This is a genomic window from Undibacterium umbellatum (genome assembly GCF_014284125.1).
Taxonomy (GTDB): Bacteria; Pseudomonadota; Gammaproteobacteria; order Burkholderiales; family Burkholderiaceae_D; genus Undibacterium; species Undibacterium umbellatum.
Genome location: NZ_JACOFX010000013.1, coordinates 83,199 through 103,402, shown reverse-complemented (window position 1 = coordinate 103,402; position 20,204 = coordinate 83,199). Strand labels below are relative to the sequence as shown.

Below are 20,204 nucleotides of genomic sequence, written 5' to 3'. Positions count from 1 at the left end.
AGTCAAAATCCTCGAGATCTATCCGAAATGTGAAGAAATACCTCACTTTAACGTCTAAATTGGCCTATAAAGCAGCTAAGCCACTGATCCAATTGATCAATATGAAAAACTGGGTTATTATTATCGGCTTTCCTCTTCCCGCACTCGTCTTGACGCCGAGGCGGGCTATTTTATTGTCCACAAGGAGAATATATGCGTCATTATGAAATCGTATTTATCGTACATCCCGATCAGAGCGAGCAAGTTCCTGCAATGATCGAACGCTACAAGGCAAGTGTTGTAGCTCGTGGTGGTCAAATCCATCGCGTTGAAGACTGGGGCCGTCGTCAACTGGCTTACATGATTCAAAAATTGGCTAAAGCGCACTATGTTTGCATGAACATCGAATGCGATGCTGAAACTCTGCTCGAGTTGGAAACAGCATTTAAATTCAATGATGCTGTTTTGCGTCACCTGACAGTCAAATTGAAAAAAGCAGAAACAACACCTTCTCCTATGATGAAAGCTGTTCAGAAAGAAGATGCTGCAAAAGCGCAACGTGTTGAAGCGCCTGCTGCTTAATAATTGACAAAGGTCGCGTAAAAAATAGTGAATCAGCTGAAGCTCGTAGCACGGATTGTGGAAAAAAGCGCATTGCGTTACACCCCGGCCGGTATCCCGATAGCTTCTGCTACCTTGATGCATAGTTCAGAAACTCGTGAGGCGAACACAGTTCGGCAGGTCGAGTTTGAAATTTCTGCAATGGCTGCTGGTGAAATATCCCAGCGGTTTACAGAAATTGCCCTGGAGCAGCCCATGGAATTCACTGGTTTTTTAGCGCGCAAAAATCGCAATAGCAAAAGTCTCGTTTTTCACGTCACTGAATTCGGGACAACTTTACTAGATTAGGAGCCAAAAATGGCATTCGGTAAAAAATTCGACAAAAGCAAATTGAAGCAAAAGCGCCAACAACAAAATCCTTTGTTCAAGCGTAAAAAATTCTGCCGCTTCACAGCAGCACATGTAGAAAAAGTTGACTACAAAGATATCGACACACTGAAAGATTTCGTGCAAGAAAACGGCAAAATCATGCCAGCACGTTTGACCGGTACAAAAGCGCTGTATCAACGTCAAGTTGACACTGCAATCAAACGTGCACGTTACCTCGCGTTGCTGCCATACACTGATTTGCACACAGCGTAATTGACGACAAGGTAAAGGAGAAAAATATGCAAGTTATTCTGTTGGATAAAGTCGTTAATCTCGGCAATCTGGGTGATGTAGTTCGCGTTAAAGACGGTTATGCACGTAACTTTTTGATTCCACAACGTATGGCTCGTCGTGCAACGACAGCTGCAGTTGCTGAATTCGAAGCAAAACGCGCTGAACTGGAAAAAGCAGCGGCCGCTAAATTGGCAACTGCTCAAGCTCAAGGCGAAAAACTGTCTGGTTTGACTGTTCAAATCACACAAAAATCTGGTGTAGATGGCCGTTTGTTTGGTTCCGTCACTAACGCAGATATCGCTGAAGTCCTGACTAAACAAGGTTTCGCGATAGAAAAAGCACAAGTGCGTTTGCCACAAGGTCCGTTGAAGATCGCTGGTGAACACAGTGTTTCCGTTGCTTTGCACACTGACGTTGTTGTTGACGTTAATGTTGCAGTAGTGGGCGAACACGCGTAATTTGCTTTTTGCAAAACGCTGAAAAAGCCGGGGATTCCCGGCTTTTTTCATGTTTGAGAGAAATTTTTCGTTATTTGTCTGTTTGTCACAAACTTGTCACAAACTCGCCATCTTCTCGTACTTTGAACGCTCTGATAGTCTGGTTTAACGGTTATAATGCGCGCCATGAAAGCTGGTTCTGATCCTCAAGTTGACGCACTACGCGTCCCCCCCCATTCCATAGAAGCAGAGCAATCTGTTCTGGGTGGCCTATTGCTGGATAACGCGGCCTGGGACCGTATCGCCGATTTTATCGGCGAAGAAGATTTTTATCGTTACGACCACAGGATTATCTTCCAGTGCATGGTCAAACTCATTAATAGCTCGCGTCCGGCTGACGTCATTACCGTCTTTGAGGCGCTGACTAGTACAGGCAAGGCAGAAGATGCCGGTGGCCTGACTTACCTGAATGCGCTGGCACAAAACACCCCCTCCGCTGCAAATATCCGTCGCTATGCAGAAATTGTCCGTGACCGCGGTGTATTGCGTAAGCTAATTACCGTCGCGGATGAAATTTCTGGCAATGCCTTCAATCCGCAGGGTAAAGAGGTCAAACAAATGCTGGACGAGGCTGAGTCCAAGATTTTTGCTATTGCTGAAGAAGGCGCACGCGGTGCTCAGGGTTTTCAGGCGATTCAGCCCTTGCTGACCCAGGTGGTCGAACGCATAGACGAGCTGTACAACCGCGACAATCAAAATGATATTACCGGTGTGCCGACTGGCTTCACTGATCTGGACAAAATGACTTCAGGCTTGCAGCCTGGTGATCTGGTGATTGTAGCTGGCCGTCCGTCGATGGGTAAGACCGCCTTCTCACTGAACATCGGTGAGAACGTGGCGATAGACAGCGGCTTGCCAGTCGCCGTGTTTTCCATGGAGATGGGGGGGGCTCAGTTGGCCATGCGTATGCTGGGCTCGGTAGGACGCCTGGATCAGAGCCGTTTGCGCGTCGGCAAATTGACTGATGAAGACTGGCCACGCCTGACGCACGCCATTCAAAAAATGAATGAAGCGCAACTGTATATTGATGAAACGCCGGCGTTGAGTTCTATAGAATTGCGCGCACGCTCCCGTCGTCTGGCACGTCAGTGTGGCAAGCTGGGCCTGGTGATCGTCGACTATTTGCAATTGATGTCGGCCAATTCCGCTGGCGAAAACCGTGCGACTGAGATTTCTGAAATTTCCAGAAATTTGAAGGGCCTGGCGAAAGAACTGCATTGCCCGGTGATTGCCTTGTCCCAGTTAAATCGTTCTCTGGAGCAAAGACCGAATAAGCGCCCAGTCATGTCTGACTTGCGCGAATCTGGCGCGATTGAGCAAGATGCTGACGTCATCATGTTTATTTATCGTGACCAGGTGTATAACCCTGATTCTCCTGACAAGGGTACTGCAGAAATCATCATTGGCAAGCAGCGTAATGGTCCAATTGGTAGTGTGCGCCTGACTTTCCTGGGGGAATATACCAAGTTTGATAATTATGTTGGTTCCCTGTCGATTTATGGTGATAGTGAATAATTTTAAAAAAATGCTGGTGTTGGTGGGTAGACGCAAGTCAGTAAATCAAGACTTAAAAAGTAGAACAGTGTTGCCAGGCATGCTTGATTGTATGTGCTTGCCTGGACAATTCTAGAAATCTTATATTTTTCAGTGAGAATAAAATGTTTGGACGCTTGATGCCCACCGAGGGCAAATTTTTTGAACTCTTCAATCAACATGCAGAGTTATGTGTCAAAGGTTCCAAGGAAATGGTTGCCTTGATGACGAACTTTGATGATCTGGAGATCCGTGTTCACGCGATAGAAAGCATAGAAAAACAGGCAGATACTGTTACTTACAATACGATAGAGTTGTTGCACAAAACTTTCATCACGCCACTGGACCGTGATGACATCCATAAACTGATCACCCGTATGGATGATATTCTGGATTTGCTGGAAGATGCTGCCCAAACCATCTCTTTGTACGATATCCGCGAGATTACGCCAGAAGCCAAACGCCTGGCAGAGCTTTGCCTTGGATGCGCTGAAAAGGTGAAGGCCGCTGTCGCCTTGTTGCATAACATGGATAATTCCCGTGAAATTCTGGCGCTGTGCGAAGAAATTGATCGTCTGGAATCGGATGCTGATCACGTCATGCGTGCAGCGATGTCCAAACTATTCCGTGACGAACCTGATGTACGCAATCTGATCAAATTGAAAGCGATCTACGAAATACTGGAGACAGTGACAGATCGTTGTGAAGACGTTGCCAATATCATTGAAGGCATCATTGTTGAGAACGCTTAAGCGTCTGACTCTTTTTTTGACGCCTAACTGTTCTCTGTCAATGCAGAGGGCGAACAAGGGAATTCACTTTTATGCAATCCTTACAAATGAGCCTGTATGTCATCATTTTCTTGGTGATACTGGCATTGTTATTTGATTTCATGAACGGCTTTCATGATGCCGCTAATGCAATCGCTACCGTTGTTTCTACAGGGGTATTAAAACCCAGTCAGGCAGTCGCCATGGCTGCCCTGTTCAATGTGCTGGCGTTTTTCGTCTTTAATCTGTCTGTTGCCAAAACAATAGGCAAGGGAACAATAGATCCCGTCATTGTTGATCACTACGTCATTTTTGGGGCGTTGGTCGGGGCGATATTCTGGAATTTGGTTACCTGGTATTTTGGTATCCCCTCCTCATCCTCGCATGCGCTGATTGGTGGCTTGATTGGTGCAGCCGTGGCAAAAGAGGGTACTGGGGCACTGATTGCTGGCGGTCTGTACAAAATCATTTTGTTTATTGTTTTGTCACCGCTGCTGGGGTTCTTCCTGGGCTCCGTGATGATGCTCATCGTATCCTGGTTGTTTGTCAGATCGACGCCCATGAAGGTGGATAAATGGTTCCGTCGCCTACAATTGGTATCAGCCTCGGTATTCAGTCTTGGTCATGGTGGCAATGATGCGCAAAAAACCATGGGTATTATCTGGATGTTGTTGATCGCTGCAGGTTACTCCAGCGAGGTAGATAAAGGGCCACCTGAATGGGTTGTGTACTCCTGCTATGCAGCCATTGGTCTGGGTACTTTGTTTGGTGGTTGGCGTATCGTGAAAACCATGGGACAGAAAATCACCAAACTCAAACCTGTAGGCGGGTTTTGCGCAGAAACCGGTGGTGCCATCACACTGATCATGGCAACGGTGTTGGGTATCCCTGTGTCAACGACACACACCATTACAGGTGCCATTGTTGGTGTGGGATCAGCGCAAAAAATGTCTGCGGTACGTTGGGGTGTTGCTGGCAATATTGTCTGGGCATGGATTTTGACCATACCCGCTTCTGCTTTTGTGGCAGCGATAGCTTGGTGGATAGGTACAAAAATCCTCTGATGAATTGACATTCGTGAGAGTAAAAAAGCCTCAGTGTATGAACTGAGGCTTTTTTATTGGACCTGAATTCTGCTGATGGCAAGTTACATTTGTTTGAACAAGTGCACAAAACTTCTGCTGACTTCGAGCTTCTCTGTCAGACCTTTGATTTGTACCAGATGGCGACCACGCAAGTCGCGTACTACACCTGAGATAGCCTTGGCATTCACCAGGGTCGATCTGTGGATTTGCCAGAACAGGGCAGGGTCCAGTTCATCTGCCAGGTCACGCACTGGCTTGCGTATCAAGGCTTCGTAAGTGGCGGTTTGCACTCTCGTATATTTTTCGTCGGATTGGAAAAATAGAATTTCCTCCACAGGTATCAGGCGCAACTCCTGACCTATGGAGGCCTGTATCCATTGCAGGTAATCCGGCTTGGGGGCGATGCCCATTTGCTTGGCCAATTGCGAGAGCATGATACTCATGTCATTTGGCTGGCTCTGGGCCGTTAATCTGGCCTTGAGTCTTTCCACAGTGCGTGTCAGCCTTTCCACATCAGCAGGCTTCAATACATAATCCACCGCACCATGATCAAAAGCCTGTATGGCATATTGGTCATAGGCAGTAATGAATACTATATGCGCCTTGCTGCCGATGTCCTTGGCTGCTTCAAGCCCAGTTTTGACCGGCATGCGTATATCCAGGAAAGCCAGGTCTGGTTTATGTGTTTCTACCAGAGCGACGGCTTCTTCGCCGTTTTTTGCTTCATCGAGAATCTCCAGTTCGGGCCAGACTTGTTCCAGGCGCGACTTTAACTGGTCGCGCATCAGTCTTTCATCATCAGCAATTATGGCAGTAGGCATGGTCAGCGTAATTGAAACTAGTTGGCTAATTCGTACGGGATTTCTATAGTAACGCAAACTCCGCTGGGTTGATTAGGGGTAATGATCATTTGTCCTTTTTCTTTATAAATCAATTTCAGGCGCTCACGTATATTTTGCAGTCCCAGTCCAGTCCCATTGCTGGGCATGGCACCAAACCCCAGACCATCATCACTGACAGAGACGCGCAACTTGTTATGGGCGACCTCTGCATGAAAGTGGATGGTACCGCCTTCTGCCTTGCATTCCAGGCCATGTTTGATCGCATTTTCTACCAGGGACTGCAGCATCATCGGCGGGAAGGAAGCACTGCGCAAGCCTTCCGGCATGATGAAGTCGACATTCAATCTTTCTTCCATGCGCATTTTCAGTAATTCCAGATAAGACTTGATCATGTCAGCTTCACGTCCCAGATTGGTCACGCTGGCATTTTCTCGCATTTGTGGCAAGACAGCGCGCAAGTAAGCGATCAGGCTGCGCTGCATGGCAGCGGCACGTGGCGGATCAGTTTCTATCAAATATTCAACCGAGGCCAGGGTATTGAACAGGAAATGCGGCTCTACTTGGGCTTGCATCATTTGCATCTGTGCTTCGCTAACCTGACGCAACAGGGATTCGCGTTCTGCCGCCATGCCAGCTTCCTTGGCCTTTTCTTCAGCGCGTATTTTTCCACTCATCAGTGCTTTCATGCCAAACAGACCAACGACCAGCAAAACGACAAAATTGGCAAACCATTTTGACGACGTCCGTTTATAGCTACGTACTTCTTCATCTGCAGCATCAGCAACAGCGTTATTGATTTCTTCGCTGATTTCCTTGGCTAATTCAGCAGGTAATTTGATATGGATATCGTCCCTGTCCGTGATGGATGGGGCACGCGGAGGTTCCGGTGGAACTGGCGGTGCTACTGGGTCAGAAGCGCTTGGAGCCGCTGGTGGTGCGGGTGGAGCGGGCGGAGCAATACCGTCATCTTTGCGGATGTGAATTCCGTTCTCATCGATCTCTATCTGCTTGCCTTTGCCATCGAGATTGTTTTTGCGGATATGCAGACCAGTGTCGTCGATTTCTATGCTGGTATCGCCATCAGTGATTTTGCTGGTTTTTTTTGTTTTTTTCGGTGAGCTGCTTTTGGTCACCACGACATTTTCTTCAGAAGTAAACAGTATGTCTTGCAACAAGCCGCCTGCTGTGATGGTGATAATGGCAAATAAAAAAAACTTCCACCACGACAATTTCGTGACCCAGGCTGCCGTTGTGTCAAAGCTTTTACTAAGCCAGGCCATCAGGTTGGCGATGGTTTGTTTGAATGTATCTGCATTGTCTTTATTCATGATGCTTCTCTTTTAACGGTTATCCCAGACATACCAGAAGTGCGTGGAACTGGCTGCTAGCGACTTTTCAGTCCATGTTGATACTGTAGGGAAATCGTCTTTGCATGGGTAGCGACTTGCGACAGTCTGCAAAAAATGCAGGATAGAATGGAAAATGCCTCATTTGATATGCATGAGTGTCGATGCTGCAGATTGGGGAATGTGCGGGGCGCGTGCGTATGTGGAGCACATCAGACGGCAATAGCAGTCTGATGTGCTCTAGACTTATCTGCTGGCCAGCCAGGCATGCAAGTCATCGCGGGTCAATGGCTTGGAGTACAGATATCCCTGGGCGATATGGCAATCATAAGAGAGCAGGGTATTGGCCTGCATTTCACTTTCGACACCTTCGGCGATGATGGATAGTCCCAGATTTTTACCGAGTTGCACTATCATTTTTGCAATACTGCCTTCATTCGGGTTTTTCTGGATTTCATTGACGAAGGCGCGATCAATTTTTAATTTGTCTACATCCAGCTTTTGTAAGTGACTGAGTGACGAGAAACCAGTGCCAAAATCGTCAATAGAGATGCTCATGCCCAGTTGTTTGATCTGATGCAGGGTCTTGATTAGCAACTCCGGATCTTTCATGGCCATGGATTCGGTAATTTCCAATTCCACATATTTTGGAGGAACCTGGGTATCGGCCAGCGCCTTGTTCAGCGATTGCATGAACAGCGGATGAGAAAACTGCGCCTGCGAGACATTGATGGCCATCTGGAAATCGGTGTAACCCAGGCTACGCAGATGCACGAGTTCCAGGCAGGCGGTACGCAAGACCCATTCACCTATATCGACAATCAAACCTGAATACTCGGCGATAGGGATAAACTGGTCTGGCGGGATGAATTTGCCCTCATCGGTTTTCCAGCGCAACAAAGCTTCAGCACCCAGCACCCTGCCATCGCGCATATCAATCTGGGGTTGGAAAACCAGGAATAATTTCTTTTGTTCAAATGCAGCACGCAGGGCATGCATCAGCAAGACGCGTTCACGAATTTCCACGCCCATGTTGCGGGTAAAGTATTCATAACCGCCGCGACGATTCATCTTGGCGCGTTTCAGGGCAATATTGGTATCTTTCAGTGCCTCAGAGCCATCGCTGTCATAATCATCAAGTTTGATAAGGCCTATGGTTGCCGAGAGTTGTACATCTTGCTGATCAACATCAAAAGGTGAGTTGAACAGGGCCAGAATTTTATCCGGACAGACCAGGCTCTCATCTCCCAACAGGGCAAAGGTGTCACTGCCTACCCTGGCAAGTTGGCATTGCTCGCCAAAATTGGCCAACAGTCTCTGAGCGACTGAATACAATAACTGGTCGCCAAACTGATGTCCAAGTGCATCATTGGTTTCAGCAAAATGATCAATATCAATGAGAGATAACGAACTATGGTTCTTTAACGAGGTGAGCAGGGTCTCGTTCAAGGTCTGCAAGAGTTTCAGGCGGTTTGCCAAACCAGTCAGCGGATCATAGAAAGCATAGTTATGCAGGCGCGAGGTCAGCATGACATTATCGAGACCGACTGACACATTGCCGCAGAACACACCCAGCAAGCGCTTGTCCATTTCATTCAAATGCAAGCCGGTATTCAGAAATAAGGTGAAATCTTTTTGCGCGACATTATTAAAATAGAGCGCCGTCGATTCAGCTTCAAATATGCTCTGACGCGCTTCCAGCGAACGTTTGACGATGCCACTGGCAGCTTGGTTGCTTAATTTTTCAAGCGGTTTATTTAGGCTGCCAAGATACATATTGGTTGTGGCAATGATGTACAAGTCATCACTATCATCCTGTAGCTCAACTGGTACTTGGCGGGCGCAGACAAAGCCTTCGGTGTTAAGTCCCAGCAAACCGGCAATTTGCACCAGTACCCCTGCGGCAAAATTTTGCAATCCTTGTAGCGCCATTAATTCTGTGCTGGCATGGATGATCATTTCCAGGCCGCGACGGCTGGCGCTGATCGCGCAGATTTGTTCGTAGGAACGTATGGCTGAGGTAACGGCAGTGTAGAGTTTGGTACGGGTCAGTTCCGATTTGGTTTTGTAATCATTGATGTCGTAATCGCGTATCGCATCTATTTCTGGTGCATAGCCTGGTTGTCCAGTGCGCAATATGATACGTACATCAGTCAGGCCCAGGGTTTTACGTATATGGCTGACCAATTGCAAGCCGGCGTCTTCCTGCTCCATGACCACATCCAGCAGGATGATGGCAATATCGGTTTCATTTTTCAGGATGTCGCGCGCTTCAGCAGCAGAATAGGCATGCAGAAAGCTGAGGGCGCGATGCTGTATCTCCAGACTGCCCAAAGCAAAAGTTGTGGCAGAGTGAACATCAGGATCATCATCAATAATCATGATCCGCCAAGTCTGCGCGGGCCGTGAAGCCGTCGCAGTTTCATCGCTGTCTGGTTCATCTAGGAAAACCAGATCATCTTCAGAAGAGTGGATCGTTGAATTCATCTGTAATGCGGCTCCATGCTTGGCATATCGTATGGTAAGGGCACTGCAAAATTGGTTCTTTGCGGAACTATGACACTAAATGTATCCGTAGCCAAGCTTCATCTATTTTTCATTGGTAAGAATAAAACAAGATTCGTCTGAACGGGGAGAAAAATGTCCTGAATTTGGCTGGAATGTGCGAAAAATAGTGAAATCTTTCTCTTCCTGGCGTGGAAGCGAAATTCTGTGCGGCGCGCTTCACTGGTAAAATGGGCTTCATTCTGTCTAACCTCTCATTTTCGAAATATTATGTCCGGTAATACTTTTGGCACTTTGTTTACTGTTACAACCTTTGGCGAGTCTCACGGGCCCGCAATTGGTTGCGTGATTGATGGCTGCCCTCCAGGCATGGACTTGTCTGAAGCAGACATACAGCCAGAACTTGATCGCCGCCGCCCTGGGACCTCGCGTCATGTGACTCAGCGGCAAGAGCCTGATACGGTGGAGATACTGTCTGGCGTTTATCAGGGCAAAACCACAGGCACACCGATTGGTCTGTTGATCCGCAATCAGGATCAGCGGAGCAAGGATTATGGCAACATAACTGAAACCTTTCGCCCTGGTCACGCCGATTTCACTTACTGGAATAAATATGGCATCCGCGACCCACGCGGCGGTGGGCGTTCTTCTGCACGCCTGACTGCGCCGGTCGTTGGTGCAGCTGCGATCGCCAAGAAGTGGTTGAAACAGCAATACGGAACAGTATTCCATGGCGGCATGAGTCAGTTAGGCGAAATTGTCATTCCTTTTCAGGCTTGGGAGCATGCTGCAAACAATCCATTCTTTGCGCCAACGGCAGATGCTGCTCTTATACTCCAGCTTGAAGACTATATGGATGCATTGCGCAGGGATGGTGATTCCATCGGCGCCAAGATAGATGTGGTCGCATCCAACGTACCGGTCGGTCTGGGCGAGCCTATTTATGACAAACTCGATGCGGAAATTGCTTATGCCATGATGGGGATTAACGCTGTCAAAGGTGTGGAGATAGGTGCCGGTTTTCGCTCCGTTGCTCAGCGCGGCTCTGAGCATGGTGACGAACTGACGCCAGAAGGCTTTGTTGGCAATAATGCAGGTGGCATACTTGGTGGCATTTCTACTGGACAGGATATTACGGTTTCCATCGCCATCAAACCTACCTCTTCGATACGCACGCCAAGAAGGTCAATTGATAAAGACGGTAATCCGGTTGTGGTGGAAACTTTTGGTCGTCATGATCCTTGTGTTGGTATACGTGCAACGCCGATAGCTGAAGCCATGCTGGCACTGGTCTTGATGGATCATGCCCTGCGCCACCGGGCGCAATGCGGCGATGTCAAATCAGCTCAGTGATTCCTGATAAATTATTTGCTTGATATCGCAAGTTCCCATTCCTTATTGGTGAGTGGGAACATGCTACACTGGGCCAGTTGCAACGGTGCCATAGCATTCTCATAGAGCATATTGCCTCTTTACCCGCCGCGCATCTCTATCACCATCAATATCACTTGCGCCGTTGGCCTGTTCGGTCACTTTCCTGAGCACATTTTTCTCAACTCAAAATTTTCACTGGCTATTTTCCAGATTAGCCCGAAAAACCAGATGAAAATTTGGCGATTATCATCAAACCCATGCATTTATACTGAAACTTTCATGCACCAATTTGGCATGAGGGTTGGTTTTGCGTTGCACAATTGTGGCATAATCAAATGCGAAAAAAAGATGCAGTACAGGATGTTGCAAGAACCGATGACTTATTTCCAGGCTTCAGATTATGCTTAAAACGCTTTACGATAAATTATGGGAATCCCATGTAGTCCATTCCGAAGATGATGGCACTGCAATTCTCTATATAGACCGCCATTTGTTGCATGAAGTCACCAGCCCGCAGGCCTTTGATGGCTTGAAGCTGGCTGGACGTCAACCCTGGCGCCTATCCGCCAATCTGGTGGTGGCAGATCATAATGTGCCAACCACAAACCGCATCAATGGTATTGATGACCCGATCTCTCGCCTGCAAGTGGAAACACTGGACGCCAATGCCAAAGAATATGGTTTAACCTATTTCGGCATGGCCGACAAACGTCAGGGCATTGTGCATGTGATTGGGCCTGAACAAGGCGCAACCCTGCCGGGCATGACAGTCGTTTGCGGTGATTCGCATACCTCCACGCATGGTGCTTTTGCCTGCCTGGCCCATGGTATTGGTACCTCTGAAGTCGAACATGTGCTGGCGACACAAACCCTGATAGCAAAAAAGTCCAAGTCCATGCTGGTGCAAGTTGATGGTGCCATGCCTGTGGGAGTGACAGCGAAAGACATTGTCCTGGCCATTATCGGCAAGATAGGTACCGCCGGCGGCACTGGTTATGCAATTGAATTTGCTGGCTCTACCATCCGCAGCCTGTCCATGGAGGGCCGCATGACGGTCTGTAATATGGCGATTGAAGCAGGTGCGCGTGCTGGCATGGTGGCGGTAGATCAAACTACCATTGACTATGTCAAAGGCCGCCCATTGTCGCCAGTTGGTCCGCATTGGGACAGGGCAGTTGAGTACTGGAGCACATTGCATACTGATGCAGGTGCCAAATTCGACATGGTCGTGACGCTGAATGCTGCCGAAATCAAACCGCAGGTCACTTGGGGTACTTCTCCTGAGATGGTGGTGGCGATAGATAGCCGTGTACCTGATCCTGAACAGGAAAAAGATGCCGTGAAACGCGATGCCATAGAAAAAGCCCTGATCTACATGGCTTTGCAACCAAATACTGCCATTTCTGACATCCGTATTGATAAAGTCTTTATCGGTTCCTGCACCAATTCACGCATAGAAGATTTGCGTGCTGCTGCTGCGGTGGTGCGAGGCAAGTACCGTGCATCAAACGTCAAACTGGCGATGGTCGTACCAGGCTCTGGTCTGGTGAAAGAGCAGGCCGAGCGCGAAGGTCTGGATCAGATATTCAAGGCCGCTGGTTTTGAATGGCGCGAGCCAGGTTGCTCCATGTGTCTGGCCATGAATGCCGACAGGCTGGAGCCGGGTGAGCGTTGTGCTTCCACTTCCAACCGTAACTTTGAAGGTCGTCAGGGGCAGGGCGGTCGCACCCATCTGGTGTCACCCGCAATGGCAGCTGCCGCTGGTGTTGCCGGACATTTTGTTGATGTACGTAACTTGAATTAATTATTGCGGAGGAAAGACATGAAAAAATTATTTGCGTTGGCGATTTGCGCTTTCATCCTGGCAGGCTGCAATACCGTTCAGGGTTTGGGTAAAGACGTTAAAAAGGCTGGCGAAGCAGTCGAAAATGCAGGCAAAAAATAAGTACCGACATGGAAAAATTTACTTTACTTGATGGTTTGGTTGCTCCCATGGACAGGGCCAATGTGGATACTGACGCCATCATCCCCAAGCAGTTTTTGAAATCCATCAAACGCAGTGGCTTTGCCCCTAACCTGTTTGATGAATGGCGTTACCTCGATCACGGCGAACCCGGGATGGACAATAGTAAGCGTGCTGTTAATCCTGATTTCGTATTGAATCAGGCTCGCTACCAGGGCGCATCCATCTTGCTGGCGCGCAAAAATTTTGGTTGCGGTTCCTCGCGTGAGCATGCTCCCTGGGCCTTGGAGCAATTCGGTTTTCGCGCCATTATAGCCCCCAGTTTTGCCGATATCTTCTTTAATAACTGCTATAAAAACGGCGTGCTGCCCATCGTTCTTGGAGATGCGCAGGTTGATGTGCTATTCAATGAAGTTAAAGCCTTCCCTGGCTACCGCCTGATCGTGGATCTGGAGCAGCAAGTTGTGCGCACTACCAATGGCAGTGCCAGCTATGCCTTTGATGTTGATGCCTTCCGCAAGTATTGCATGCTCAATGGCCTGGATGATATTGGCCTGACTTTGCGCCAGGCTGACAAGATACGCGCTTTTGAAGAGCGCCATATTGCTGCTCAGCCCTGGCTCGCCAATACTATCTAAATTAATTTGTTGAGAATATGAAAATTGCTATTTTGCCGGGTGACGGCATAGGTCCTGAGATCGTTGAGCAGGCAGTCAAGGTATTGAACGCGCTTGGCGAATCTTTTGAAATGGAAACTGCGCCTGTCGGTGGCGCTGGCTATGAAGCTTCTGGCCACCCCTTGCCAGAAGCGACACTGAAACTGGCGATGGAAGCCGATGCGGTCCTGTTTGGTGCAGTAGGTGACTGGAAGTATGACACCCTGGATCGTCCATTGCGCCCTGAACAAGCCATTTTGGGTTTGCGTAAAAACCTGAAGCTGTTCGCCAATTTGCGTCCAGCCATCATGTACCCGGAACTGGCCGGTGCATCGACACTGAAGCCGGAAGTGGTTTCTGGCCTGGATATCCTGATCATCCGCGAGCTGACAGGTGATATTTATTTCGGTCAGCCACGCGGCGTGCGTGTCTGCCCGGACGGGCCTTTCAAAGGTGAGCGCGAAGGTTTTGATACCATGCGTTATGCAGAATCAGAAATCCGTCGTATTGCGCATGTGGCTTTCCAGGCTGCGCAAAAGCGTGACAAACGCCTGACCAGTGTCGACAAAGCCAATGTATTGGAAACTTTCCAGTTCTGGAAAGATATCGTCACTGAAGTCCATAAGGAATATCCTGACGTGGCGCTGGATCATATGTATGTCGACAATGCCGCCATGCAATTGGTGCGTGCGCCAAAGAAATTTGACGTTATCGTCACTGGCAATATGTTCGGTGACATCCTGTCTGATCAGGCATCCATGCTGACTGGTTCTATCGGCATGTTGCCATCTGCTTCACTGGATGCGAATAACAAGGGTTTGTATGAGCCTTCCCATGGCTCGGCACCGGACATCGCGGGCAAGGGCGTGGCCAATCCTCTGGCAACCATCCTGTCTGCCGCCATGATGTTGCGTTATTCCTTGAATAAGGCTGAACAGGCTGACCGTATCGAAAACGCCGTTAAAAAAGTCTTGGCGCAAGGCTTGCGTACCCCTGACATCTATGAGGCAGGTACAACCAAGGTTGGTACGGGCGAGATGGGGCAGGCTGTTTTACAGGCATTAAGTTGATTTTTGTTCGTGAAGGGCAGGGACGTCCTGCAAAATTTTAGGGAAAAATGATGAAACTGGTGGGTCTGGTAGGTTGGCGCGGTATGGTGGGTTCTGTCCTGATGCAACGCATGCAGGAAGAAGGTGATTTCGATCATATTGAACCCGTGTTTTTTTCAACTTCCAATACGGGTGGCTCGGCCCCTGCAATGGCAAAGAATGAAAAGACCTTGCAAGACGCAAATAATATTGAGGCGCTCAAGAAGTGCGAGATTATTATTACCTGCCAGGGCGGTGATTACACCAATGACATTTACCCAAAACTGCGCGCAACCGGCTGGAGTGGGCACTGGATAGATGCTGCCTCCAGTCTTCGCATGAATGATGACGCTGTGATTGTGCTTGATCCCGTCAACTTGCCGGTAATCAAGCAAGCTCTCGTCAAGGGCCAGAAAAACTGGATAGGCGGCAATTGCACTGTCAGTTGTATGTTGATGGGTGTTGGTGCTTTGTATAAGGCTGGTCTGGTAGAGTGGATGAGCACGCAAACTTATCAGGCTGCATCTGGTGGTGGCGCGCAGCATATGCGTGAATTGTTGACGCAATACGGTACTTTGAATGCAGAAGTGCGTGCTTTGCTGGATGATCCAAAAAGTGCAATTCTCGAAATCGACCGCAAGATCATTGCGAAACAGCGTTCCTTGTCAGAAGCCGAGACTGCCAATTTCGGCGTACCGCTCGGTGGGTCGCTGATCCCATGGATAGACAAGGATCTGGGAAATGGCATGTCCAAGGAAGAGTGGAAGGGCATGGCGGAAACCAATAAAATTCTCGGACAGGGGGAAGGCTTTGGCACTTCCGCTGTACCAGTCGATGGATTCTGCATACGTATAGGAGCCATGCGCTGCCATAGCCAGGCTTTGACATTTAAACTGAAAAAAGATGTGCCGGTCGCCGATATCGAAGCCATGATCGCTGCAGACAATGAATGGGTGAAAGTTGTGCCAAATACCCGTGAAGCCAGTATCCGTGATCTGACTCCTGTGGCTGTGACTGGCACCATGACAATTCCGGTTGGCCGTATCCGCAAACTGGCGATGGGGCCCGAGTACGTCGGGGCTTTTACTGTTGGCGATCAATTGCTGTGGGGAGCTGCAGAACCGCTGCGTCGAATGTTGCGTATTTTGATCGAAGATTGATGTTTTGAGGTAGTCTTAAAAACTTGTTGTAGAATATAGGGGGGCGTTTAACGCCCCCTTGTCGTTTTTGAAACTGTAGAAGTGCTTCGTCGAAGGTGTCGACGGGTATTTAGTTTCAATTTTAATAAATAAACAATTAGGATTTTGGCGATTATTTATTCACTTGTCATTTGGCAACAACATTTATGCGATATCCTTGCACTTCAAGGTTCTTAATGTATTTACCACTGTGATAAATCGCGTTAAGCTTGCGTGGCATTGTTTGTAATGTTAATGTGAAACATTAGGACGCGTCGCTAGGCAATGTGTAAAGCGTCACCCAGCGGACTTTGTTCGCCCAAAATTCCCAATATGTCTGACAAAATGCATAATCAAAAAAAATCGTCTGTGATTACCCTGGGACGCAAGGCGTTAAGTGTTGCTGTAGCGTCGTCCTTGTTTGCGCTGTCTAGCGCGCATGCTACCGGTCTCGGTAAATTGACCGTGTTGTCCGCTCTGGGGCAACCGCTTCGTGCCGAGATAGAGCTGACTTCTCCTGCTAAGGATGAAGTTGATTCTCTTGTGCCCAAACTGGCATCTCAGGAAGCTTTTAAACAAGCCAACATAGACTTTAATGCCGCGCTATTGTCCCTGCGTTTTGCCATCGAGCAGCGTGGTGCCAATTATGTGATACGCATCAGTTCTGCCCAGCCGATGAACGAACCGTTCGTCGATATGTTGGTGGAGATGAACTCATCCAACGGCAAGCTGGTAAGAGAATACACCTTCTTGCTGGACCCCGCCGAATTGCGAAATAGTCAATCTGCGCAAGTCAGTAACCCTACACTTGTTGCTGGAAAGCCACAAAATTTTACCATTCCGAGTTCTGCAAAAAATAACCGGCCTACCACGCCGGAAGCCAGTGCAGGAAGCAAGTCCGCTATAAAAAACGCTGAGGCCAGCAAAGACATTACTTCTGCTGGCGAGTATCAGGTCAAAGCAGGTGATACATTAAGCAAGATTGCTGGCGGTTACCGTGCAGAAGGCGTGTCACTGGACCAGATGCTGGTGAGTCTTTATCGTGCCAATCCGCAAGCCTTTGCCGGCAACAACATGAATCGTCTGAAATCAGGGCAGATTTTGACTATTCCTGATGCTGATTCTGCGCGTGCTAACACCGGCAGCAGCAATGAAGCACATTCTGTGGTCGTGGCGCATGCTGCAGACTTTAACGCTTACCGCAATAAATTGGCGGGCCAGGTAGCAGAAGCGCCAGCAGAGAAAGCGCCAGCGACCAAGCAAAGCGGTGGTGGCAAAATCTCGGCCAAGGTCCAGGAAGTACCAAATGCGACAACCGACTCTCCTGATAAACTGAAGTTGTCCAAAGTTGGTCCTGCGTCTGCACGTACTGCTGGCAAAGGGGCAGGGGATGAAGATAAGCTGGCGAAAGAACGTGCTGCGCAAGAAGCTAATGCGCGCGTGAAAGAGCTGGAAAAAAATGTCAGCGATTTGAAAAATCTGCTGGAAGCGCAGAAGATAGAAATCAAAAACAAAGAATTGGCAGCCAAGCAAGCAGAGTTGACCAAGCCACGTACAGATGCGAAAGCCAGTGCGCCGGTTGCTGCAAGTATGCCTGCAGTCGCTGCACCTGCATCAGTGACAGCACCTGCTGCTGCCAGCGTGGCTGTGGCCCCGGCTCCCGCATCCGTGGCGACATCGGCCACTGCTTCAGTCGCTGCGTCTGCGCAAGTGAGTGCGCCTGCCAGCATGCCAGCAACAGCGTCTGCTGCTTCTGCCGTAGCTACTGAAGCACCTAAGCCACCGGTGAAACGTAAAACGGTTGCACCGCCGCCACCGCCGCCAGAGCCGAGTTTCTTTGATAGCATTTCCGATTATCTCTTGCCTGGCGGTATAGGCTTGCTGGCCATCTTGGGTGGTCTGGGTATCTGGACTAGCCAGCGCAAGAAAAAAATGCAACAGTTTGAAGATAGTATCCTGACTGGTTCCAGCATGAAGGCAAACTCCATGTTTGGCTCTACTGGTGGGCAAAGTGTGGATACGAATAATAGCGTCTTCAATTCCAACTTCGCCCCTTCAGCAAGTCAACTTGACGCCAATGAAGTCGATCCGGTGGCAGAGGCCGATGTGTATATCGCCTATGGTCGCGATTCTCAGGCCGAAGAAATTCTGAAAGAAGCTCTGCGTACCCAGCCAGACCGTCATGCGGTCAGGGTGAAATTGCTAGAAATTTATTTTGGTCGTAAAGATGCCAAAACCTTTGAGCGTCTGGCCAGTGAGTTGTATGGTATGACTAGTGGTGAGGGTGATGACTGGGCTCAGGCTGCTTCTATGGGTATCGTGCTGGAACCAGGCAACCCGCTCTATGCAGGCGGTAAGGCCAAGGCAGAGATGGCAGCAGCGTCAGGCCTGGGTTCTGGTACTCAGCCGCTGGAAGATCTGGATCCGGAAGCATTGCTGGCCAACTCCCTGTCTCAGGATATGCTCGAAGCAATCAGTATCATTGACACGGCAGAGCGTAATGGTGCAGCAAAATCCAAGGCTGAAGAACCAGCAATGGATGAGCATGCGCTGGATTTTGATCTGGATATTTCCGGCATGTCTGAGCCAGAAGTGCCAAAAATTCCTGAGCCTGTGGCTCGCGCTGCGCCTGTTGAAGTGCCAGTGGCTGCACCAGAAGTCGATTTTGGCACGATAGATTTTGATTTTGGCACTAAAGATCCTGAGCCAGCTCCCATCCCTATGATTGGAGAACCTGCACCAGTGATAGCGCCGCAGCCAGAAGCTGACAAGTTTGAGCTTGATCTCGGACATATTGATTTTGCGGAGGATAATTCTGCCGCCGACCCTTTGTCTCTGGACAAGTTCCTTGCAGATGAAAAAATCGATGAAAATCTGTTAGCTGCATCCCTCGCAGATGAGGCTGCAGAAACACCGTTACCAGAATTGACGGCAGGCAAATCAGAGGCAGACGCGGTTTCTGCTTTTGAGTTTGATCTGTCCGGCATAGATCTTGATCTGGAACCTGCCGCTGCTCCTGTTGTTGAGGCAGAAGCGCCAGCGCAGAATGCAGAAATGGCGACCAAGCTGGACTTGGCCGTTGCTTATCATGAAATTGGCGACAAGGAAGGTGCCCGTGAATTGCTTGACGAGGTCCTCAAGGGCGGCACGACTGAGCAAGTAGAAAGAGCTAAGTCCATGATGGCGCAAATGGCTTGAGTTTCTTGAGGTAGTCATGACGGGCGCGGCACATGCTGGCGCCCGTTTTGTTTTTTGGGAATGGAGTTGCAGTGAAACGATTGGTTTTAGGTGTGCAGTACGATGGTGGTTCTTGGCAAGGCTGGCAGACACAGCCCTCAGGTAATACTGTGCAAGATGCGCTGGAGCGGGCGTTGCAGCAGTTTACCAAGGCAGAAATCAAGACCACCTGTGCAGGCCGTACTGATGCCGGTGTCCATGGCATAGAGCAAGTCGTGCATTTTGATTGTGATCTGGTGCGTGAGCCCTACTCATGGGTAAATGGAGTCAACGCTTTTTTGCCTGCCTCTGTAGCAGTCCAGTGGGTAAAAGAACTACCTTTAGATACTGAGTCCGAAGACAACTTTCATGCACGCTTTAGTGCCAGGGCGCGCACCTACCATTATATTTTGCATAATGCCGCCATCCGGTCACCGATGTGGAGCGGACGGGCTGGGTGGACCTTCCGTGCGCTGGATGTGGAGCGCATGCGCGCTGCTGCTACGCATCTATTGGGCGAACATGACTTTTCTGCCTTTCGTGCCTCAGGTTGTCAGGCTAAAACCCCGGTCAAGCATATGTACGACATACAGGTACGGCGCCAGGGCGAGATGATTATCTTTACCTTGCGTGCCAGTGCCTTCCTGCATCATATGGTCAGAAATATCGTTGGTTCGCTGATCTTTGTTGGTACAGGTAAGAGGGAGCCTGAATGGATGGGTGAAGTGCTGGCCAGCATGAACCGCGAAATCGCCGCGCCTACCTTCATGCCTGACGGCTTATACCTGGCCAGAATCGACTATGAAGACAAATGGGGCTTGCCACAAAGAGATTTGGTGGAAACTCTGGCTTTCTTGTCTTTTTTGTAGTGCTCAACTGACATCAACTCGACGATTTATCGGCTTTCCGGGGTGAAATCCGGTAAAATGGCGTTTTGCAAAACCCAAA

18 protein-coding genes are annotated in these 20,204 nt (G+C 49.1%); 15 read left to right on the top strand and 3 right to left on the bottom strand.

The annotated features are described in order from the left end of the window. Positions 1-192: 192 nt before the first annotated feature. The 7 genes from rpsF to H8L47_RS20705 all read left to right on the top strand — a co-directional run bounded on the left by rpsF (position 193) and on the right by H8L47_RS20705 (position 5,067). The gene (gene rpsF / locus H8L47_RS20735) at positions 193-561 is read left to right on the top strand and encodes a 30S ribosomal protein S6 (protein WP_162040879.1); all 369 of its coding nucleotides are present in this window, start codon (positions 193-195) and stop codon (positions 559-561) included. 27 nt (positions 562-588) lie between these two features. Beyond that, positions 589-888 carry a primosomal replication protein N gene (gene priB / locus H8L47_RS20730; RefSeq protein ID WP_186955501.1) on the top strand — a complete coding sequence of 100 codons (300 nt, stop codon included), beginning with the start codon at positions 589-591 and terminating at the stop codon, positions 886-888. A gap of 9 nt (positions 889-897) precedes the next feature. Continuing rightward, positions 898-1,182, top strand: coding sequence for a 30S ribosomal protein S18 (gene rpsR, locus H8L47_RS20725; RefSeq protein WP_110252960.1), 285 nt, complete (start codon positions 898-900; stop codon positions 1,180-1,182). Between the two features lie 26 nt (positions 1,183-1,208). Beyond that, on the top strand, positions 1,209-1,661 hold the full coding sequence (gene rplI / locus H8L47_RS20720) for a 50S ribosomal protein L9 (protein ID WP_186955500.1): 453 nt from the start codon (positions 1,209-1,211) through the stop codon (positions 1,659-1,661). 165 nt (positions 1,662-1,826) lie between these two features. Next, complete coding sequence (locus H8L47_RS20715) at positions 1,827-3,215, top strand: replicative DNA helicase (RefSeq protein ID WP_186955499.1); 1,389 nt, start codon at positions 1,827-1,829, stop codon at positions 3,213-3,215. 143 nt (positions 3,216-3,358) lie between these two features. After that, the gene (locus H8L47_RS20710) at positions 3,359-3,985 is read left to right on the top strand and encodes a DUF47 domain-containing protein (protein ID WP_186955498.1); all 627 of its coding nucleotides are present in this window, start codon (positions 3,359-3,361) and stop codon (positions 3,983-3,985) included. Between the two features lie 71 nt (positions 3,986-4,056). Further along, positions 4,057-5,067, top strand: a complete 1,011-nt coding sequence (locus H8L47_RS20705; protein WP_186955497.1) for an inorganic phosphate transporter — start codon at positions 4,057-4,059, stop codon at positions 5,065-5,067. A gap of 83 nt (positions 5,068-5,150) precedes the next feature. Here the strand turns inward: H8L47_RS20705 and H8L47_RS20700 are convergent, their stop codons facing one another. The 3 genes from H8L47_RS20700 to H8L47_RS20690 all read right to left on the bottom strand — a co-directional run bounded on the left by H8L47_RS20700 (position 5,151) and on the right by H8L47_RS20690 (position 9,763). Next, positions 5,151-5,909, bottom strand: coding sequence for a LytR/AlgR family response regulator transcription factor (locus H8L47_RS20700; RefSeq protein ID WP_186955496.1), 759 nt, complete (start codon positions 5,907-5,909; stop codon positions 5,151-5,153). Positions 5,910-5,926: 17 nt separating this feature from the next. Continuing rightward, a complete protein-coding gene (locus H8L47_RS20695; RefSeq protein WP_186955495.1) occupies positions 5,927-7,258 on the bottom strand; it encodes a sensor histidine kinase in 1,332 nt (443 codons plus the stop codon). 264 nt (positions 7,259-7,522) lie between these two features. Next, positions 7,523-9,763 (bottom strand): GGDEF/EAL domain-containing response regulator, encoded by a 2,241-nt coding sequence (locus H8L47_RS20690; protein WP_186955494.1) that lies wholly within the window; start codon positions 9,761-9,763, stop codon positions 7,523-7,525. A 288-nt stretch (positions 9,764-10,051) separates the two neighbouring features. Here H8L47_RS20690 and aroC point away from each other — a divergent pair, with 288 nt between their 5' ends. The 8 genes from aroC to truA all read left to right on the top strand — a co-directional run bounded on the left by aroC (position 10,052) and on the right by truA (position 20,125). Beyond that, positions 10,052-11,134, top strand: a complete 1,083-nt coding sequence (gene aroC, locus H8L47_RS20685) for a chorismate synthase (protein WP_186955493.1) — start codon at positions 10,052-10,054, stop codon at positions 11,132-11,134. A 421-nt stretch (positions 11,135-11,555) separates the two neighbouring features. Further along, entirely contained in the window at positions 11,556-12,959 is a 1,404-nt protein-coding gene (gene leuC, locus H8L47_RS20680) for a 3-isopropylmalate dehydratase large subunit (protein ID WP_186955492.1), read from the top strand. An 18-nt stretch (positions 12,960-12,977) separates the two neighbouring features. Further along, the gene (locus H8L47_RS20675; RefSeq protein WP_186945679.1) at positions 12,978-13,100 is read left to right on the top strand and encodes an entericidin A/B family lipoprotein; all 123 of its coding nucleotides are present in this window, start codon (positions 12,978-12,980) and stop codon (positions 13,098-13,100) included. A gap of 8 nt (positions 13,101-13,108) precedes the next feature. Next, positions 13,109-13,756: a 3-isopropylmalate dehydratase small subunit gene (gene leuD / locus H8L47_RS20670; RefSeq protein WP_186955491.1), complete on the top strand. Its 648-nt coding sequence runs from the start codon at positions 13,109-13,111 to the stop codon at positions 13,754-13,756. Between the two features lie 17 nt (positions 13,757-13,773). Continuing rightward, positions 13,774-14,844, top strand: a complete 1,071-nt coding sequence (gene leuB, locus H8L47_RS20665) for a 3-isopropylmalate dehydrogenase (RefSeq protein WP_186955490.1) — start codon at positions 13,774-13,776, stop codon at positions 14,842-14,844. A 47-nt stretch (positions 14,845-14,891) separates the two neighbouring features. Continuing rightward, the gene (asd, locus tag H8L47_RS20660; RefSeq protein WP_186955489.1) at positions 14,892-16,022 is read left to right on the top strand and encodes an aspartate-semialdehyde dehydrogenase; all 1,131 of its coding nucleotides are present in this window, start codon (positions 14,892-14,894) and stop codon (positions 16,020-16,022) included. A gap of 363 nt (positions 16,023-16,385) precedes the next feature. Continuing rightward, a complete protein-coding gene (locus tag H8L47_RS20655; protein ID WP_230413843.1) occupies positions 16,386-19,238 on the top strand; it encodes a FimV/HubP family polar landmark protein in 2,853 nt (950 codons plus the stop codon). 32 nt (positions 19,239-19,270) lie between these two features. Continuing rightward, positions 19,271-20,125, top strand: a complete 855-nt coding sequence (gene truA / locus H8L47_RS20650) for a tRNA pseudouridine(38-40) synthase TruA (RefSeq protein ID WP_186955487.1) — start codon at positions 19,271-19,273, stop codon at positions 20,123-20,125. Positions 20,126-20,204: the final 79 nt, after the last annotated feature.

Excerpts from the sequence above, each read along its gene's own strand:
- rpsF (WP_162040879.1), top strand. The coding sequence starts at position 193 with ATGCGTCATTATGAAATCGTATTTATCGTACATCCCGATCAGAGCGAG.
- rpsR (WP_110252960.1), top strand. The coding sequence starts at position 898 with ATGGCATTCGGTAAAAAATTCGACAAAAGCAAATTGAAGCAAAAGCGC.
- rplI (WP_186955500.1), top strand. The coding sequence starts at position 1,209 with ATGCAAGTTATTCTGTTGGATAAAGTCGTTAATCTCGGCAATCTGGGT.
- H8L47_RS20715 (WP_186955499.1), top strand. The coding sequence starts at position 1,827 with ATGAAAGCTGGTTCTGATCCTCAAGTTGACGCACTACGCGTCCCCCCC.
- H8L47_RS20710 (WP_186955498.1), top strand. The coding sequence starts at position 3,359 with ATGTTTGGACGCTTGATGCCCACCGAGGGCAAATTTTTTGAACTCTTC.
- H8L47_RS20705 (WP_186955497.1), top strand. The coding sequence starts at position 4,057 with ATGCAATCCTTACAAATGAGCCTGTATGTCATCATTTTCTTGGTGATA.
- H8L47_RS20700 (WP_186955496.1), bottom strand. The coding sequence starts at position 5,909 with ATGCCTACTGCCATAATTGCTGATGATGAAAGACTGATGCGCGACCAG.
- H8L47_RS20695 (WP_186955495.1), bottom strand. The coding sequence starts at position 7,258 with ATGAATAAAGACAATGCAGATACATTCAAACAAACCATCGCCAACCTG.
- H8L47_RS20690 (WP_186955494.1), bottom strand. The coding sequence starts at position 9,763 with ATGAATTCAACGATCCACTCTTCTGAAGATGATCTGGTTTTCCTAGAT.
- aroC (WP_186955493.1), top strand. The coding sequence starts at position 10,052 with ATGTCCGGTAATACTTTTGGCACTTTGTTTACTGTTACAACCTTTGGC.
- leuC (WP_186955492.1), top strand. The coding sequence starts at position 11,556 with ATGCTTAAAACGCTTTACGATAAATTATGGGAATCCCATGTAGTCCAT.
- H8L47_RS20675 (WP_186945679.1), top strand. The coding sequence starts at position 12,978 with ATGAAAAAATTATTTGCGTTGGCGATTTGCGCTTTCATCCTGGCAGGC.
- leuD (WP_186955491.1), top strand. The coding sequence starts at position 13,109 with ATGGAAAAATTTACTTTACTTGATGGTTTGGTTGCTCCCATGGACAGG.
- leuB (WP_186955490.1), top strand. The coding sequence starts at position 13,774 with ATGAAAATTGCTATTTTGCCGGGTGACGGCATAGGTCCTGAGATCGTT.
- asd (WP_186955489.1), top strand. The coding sequence starts at position 14,892 with ATGATGAAACTGGTGGGTCTGGTAGGTTGGCGCGGTATGGTGGGTTCT.
- H8L47_RS20655 (WP_230413843.1), top strand. The coding sequence starts at position 16,386 with ATGCATAATCAAAAAAAATCGTCTGTGATTACCCTGGGACGCAAGGCG.
- truA (WP_186955487.1), top strand. The coding sequence starts at position 19,271 with ATGCTGGCGCCCGTTTTGTTTTTTGGGAATGGAGTTGCAGTGAAACGA.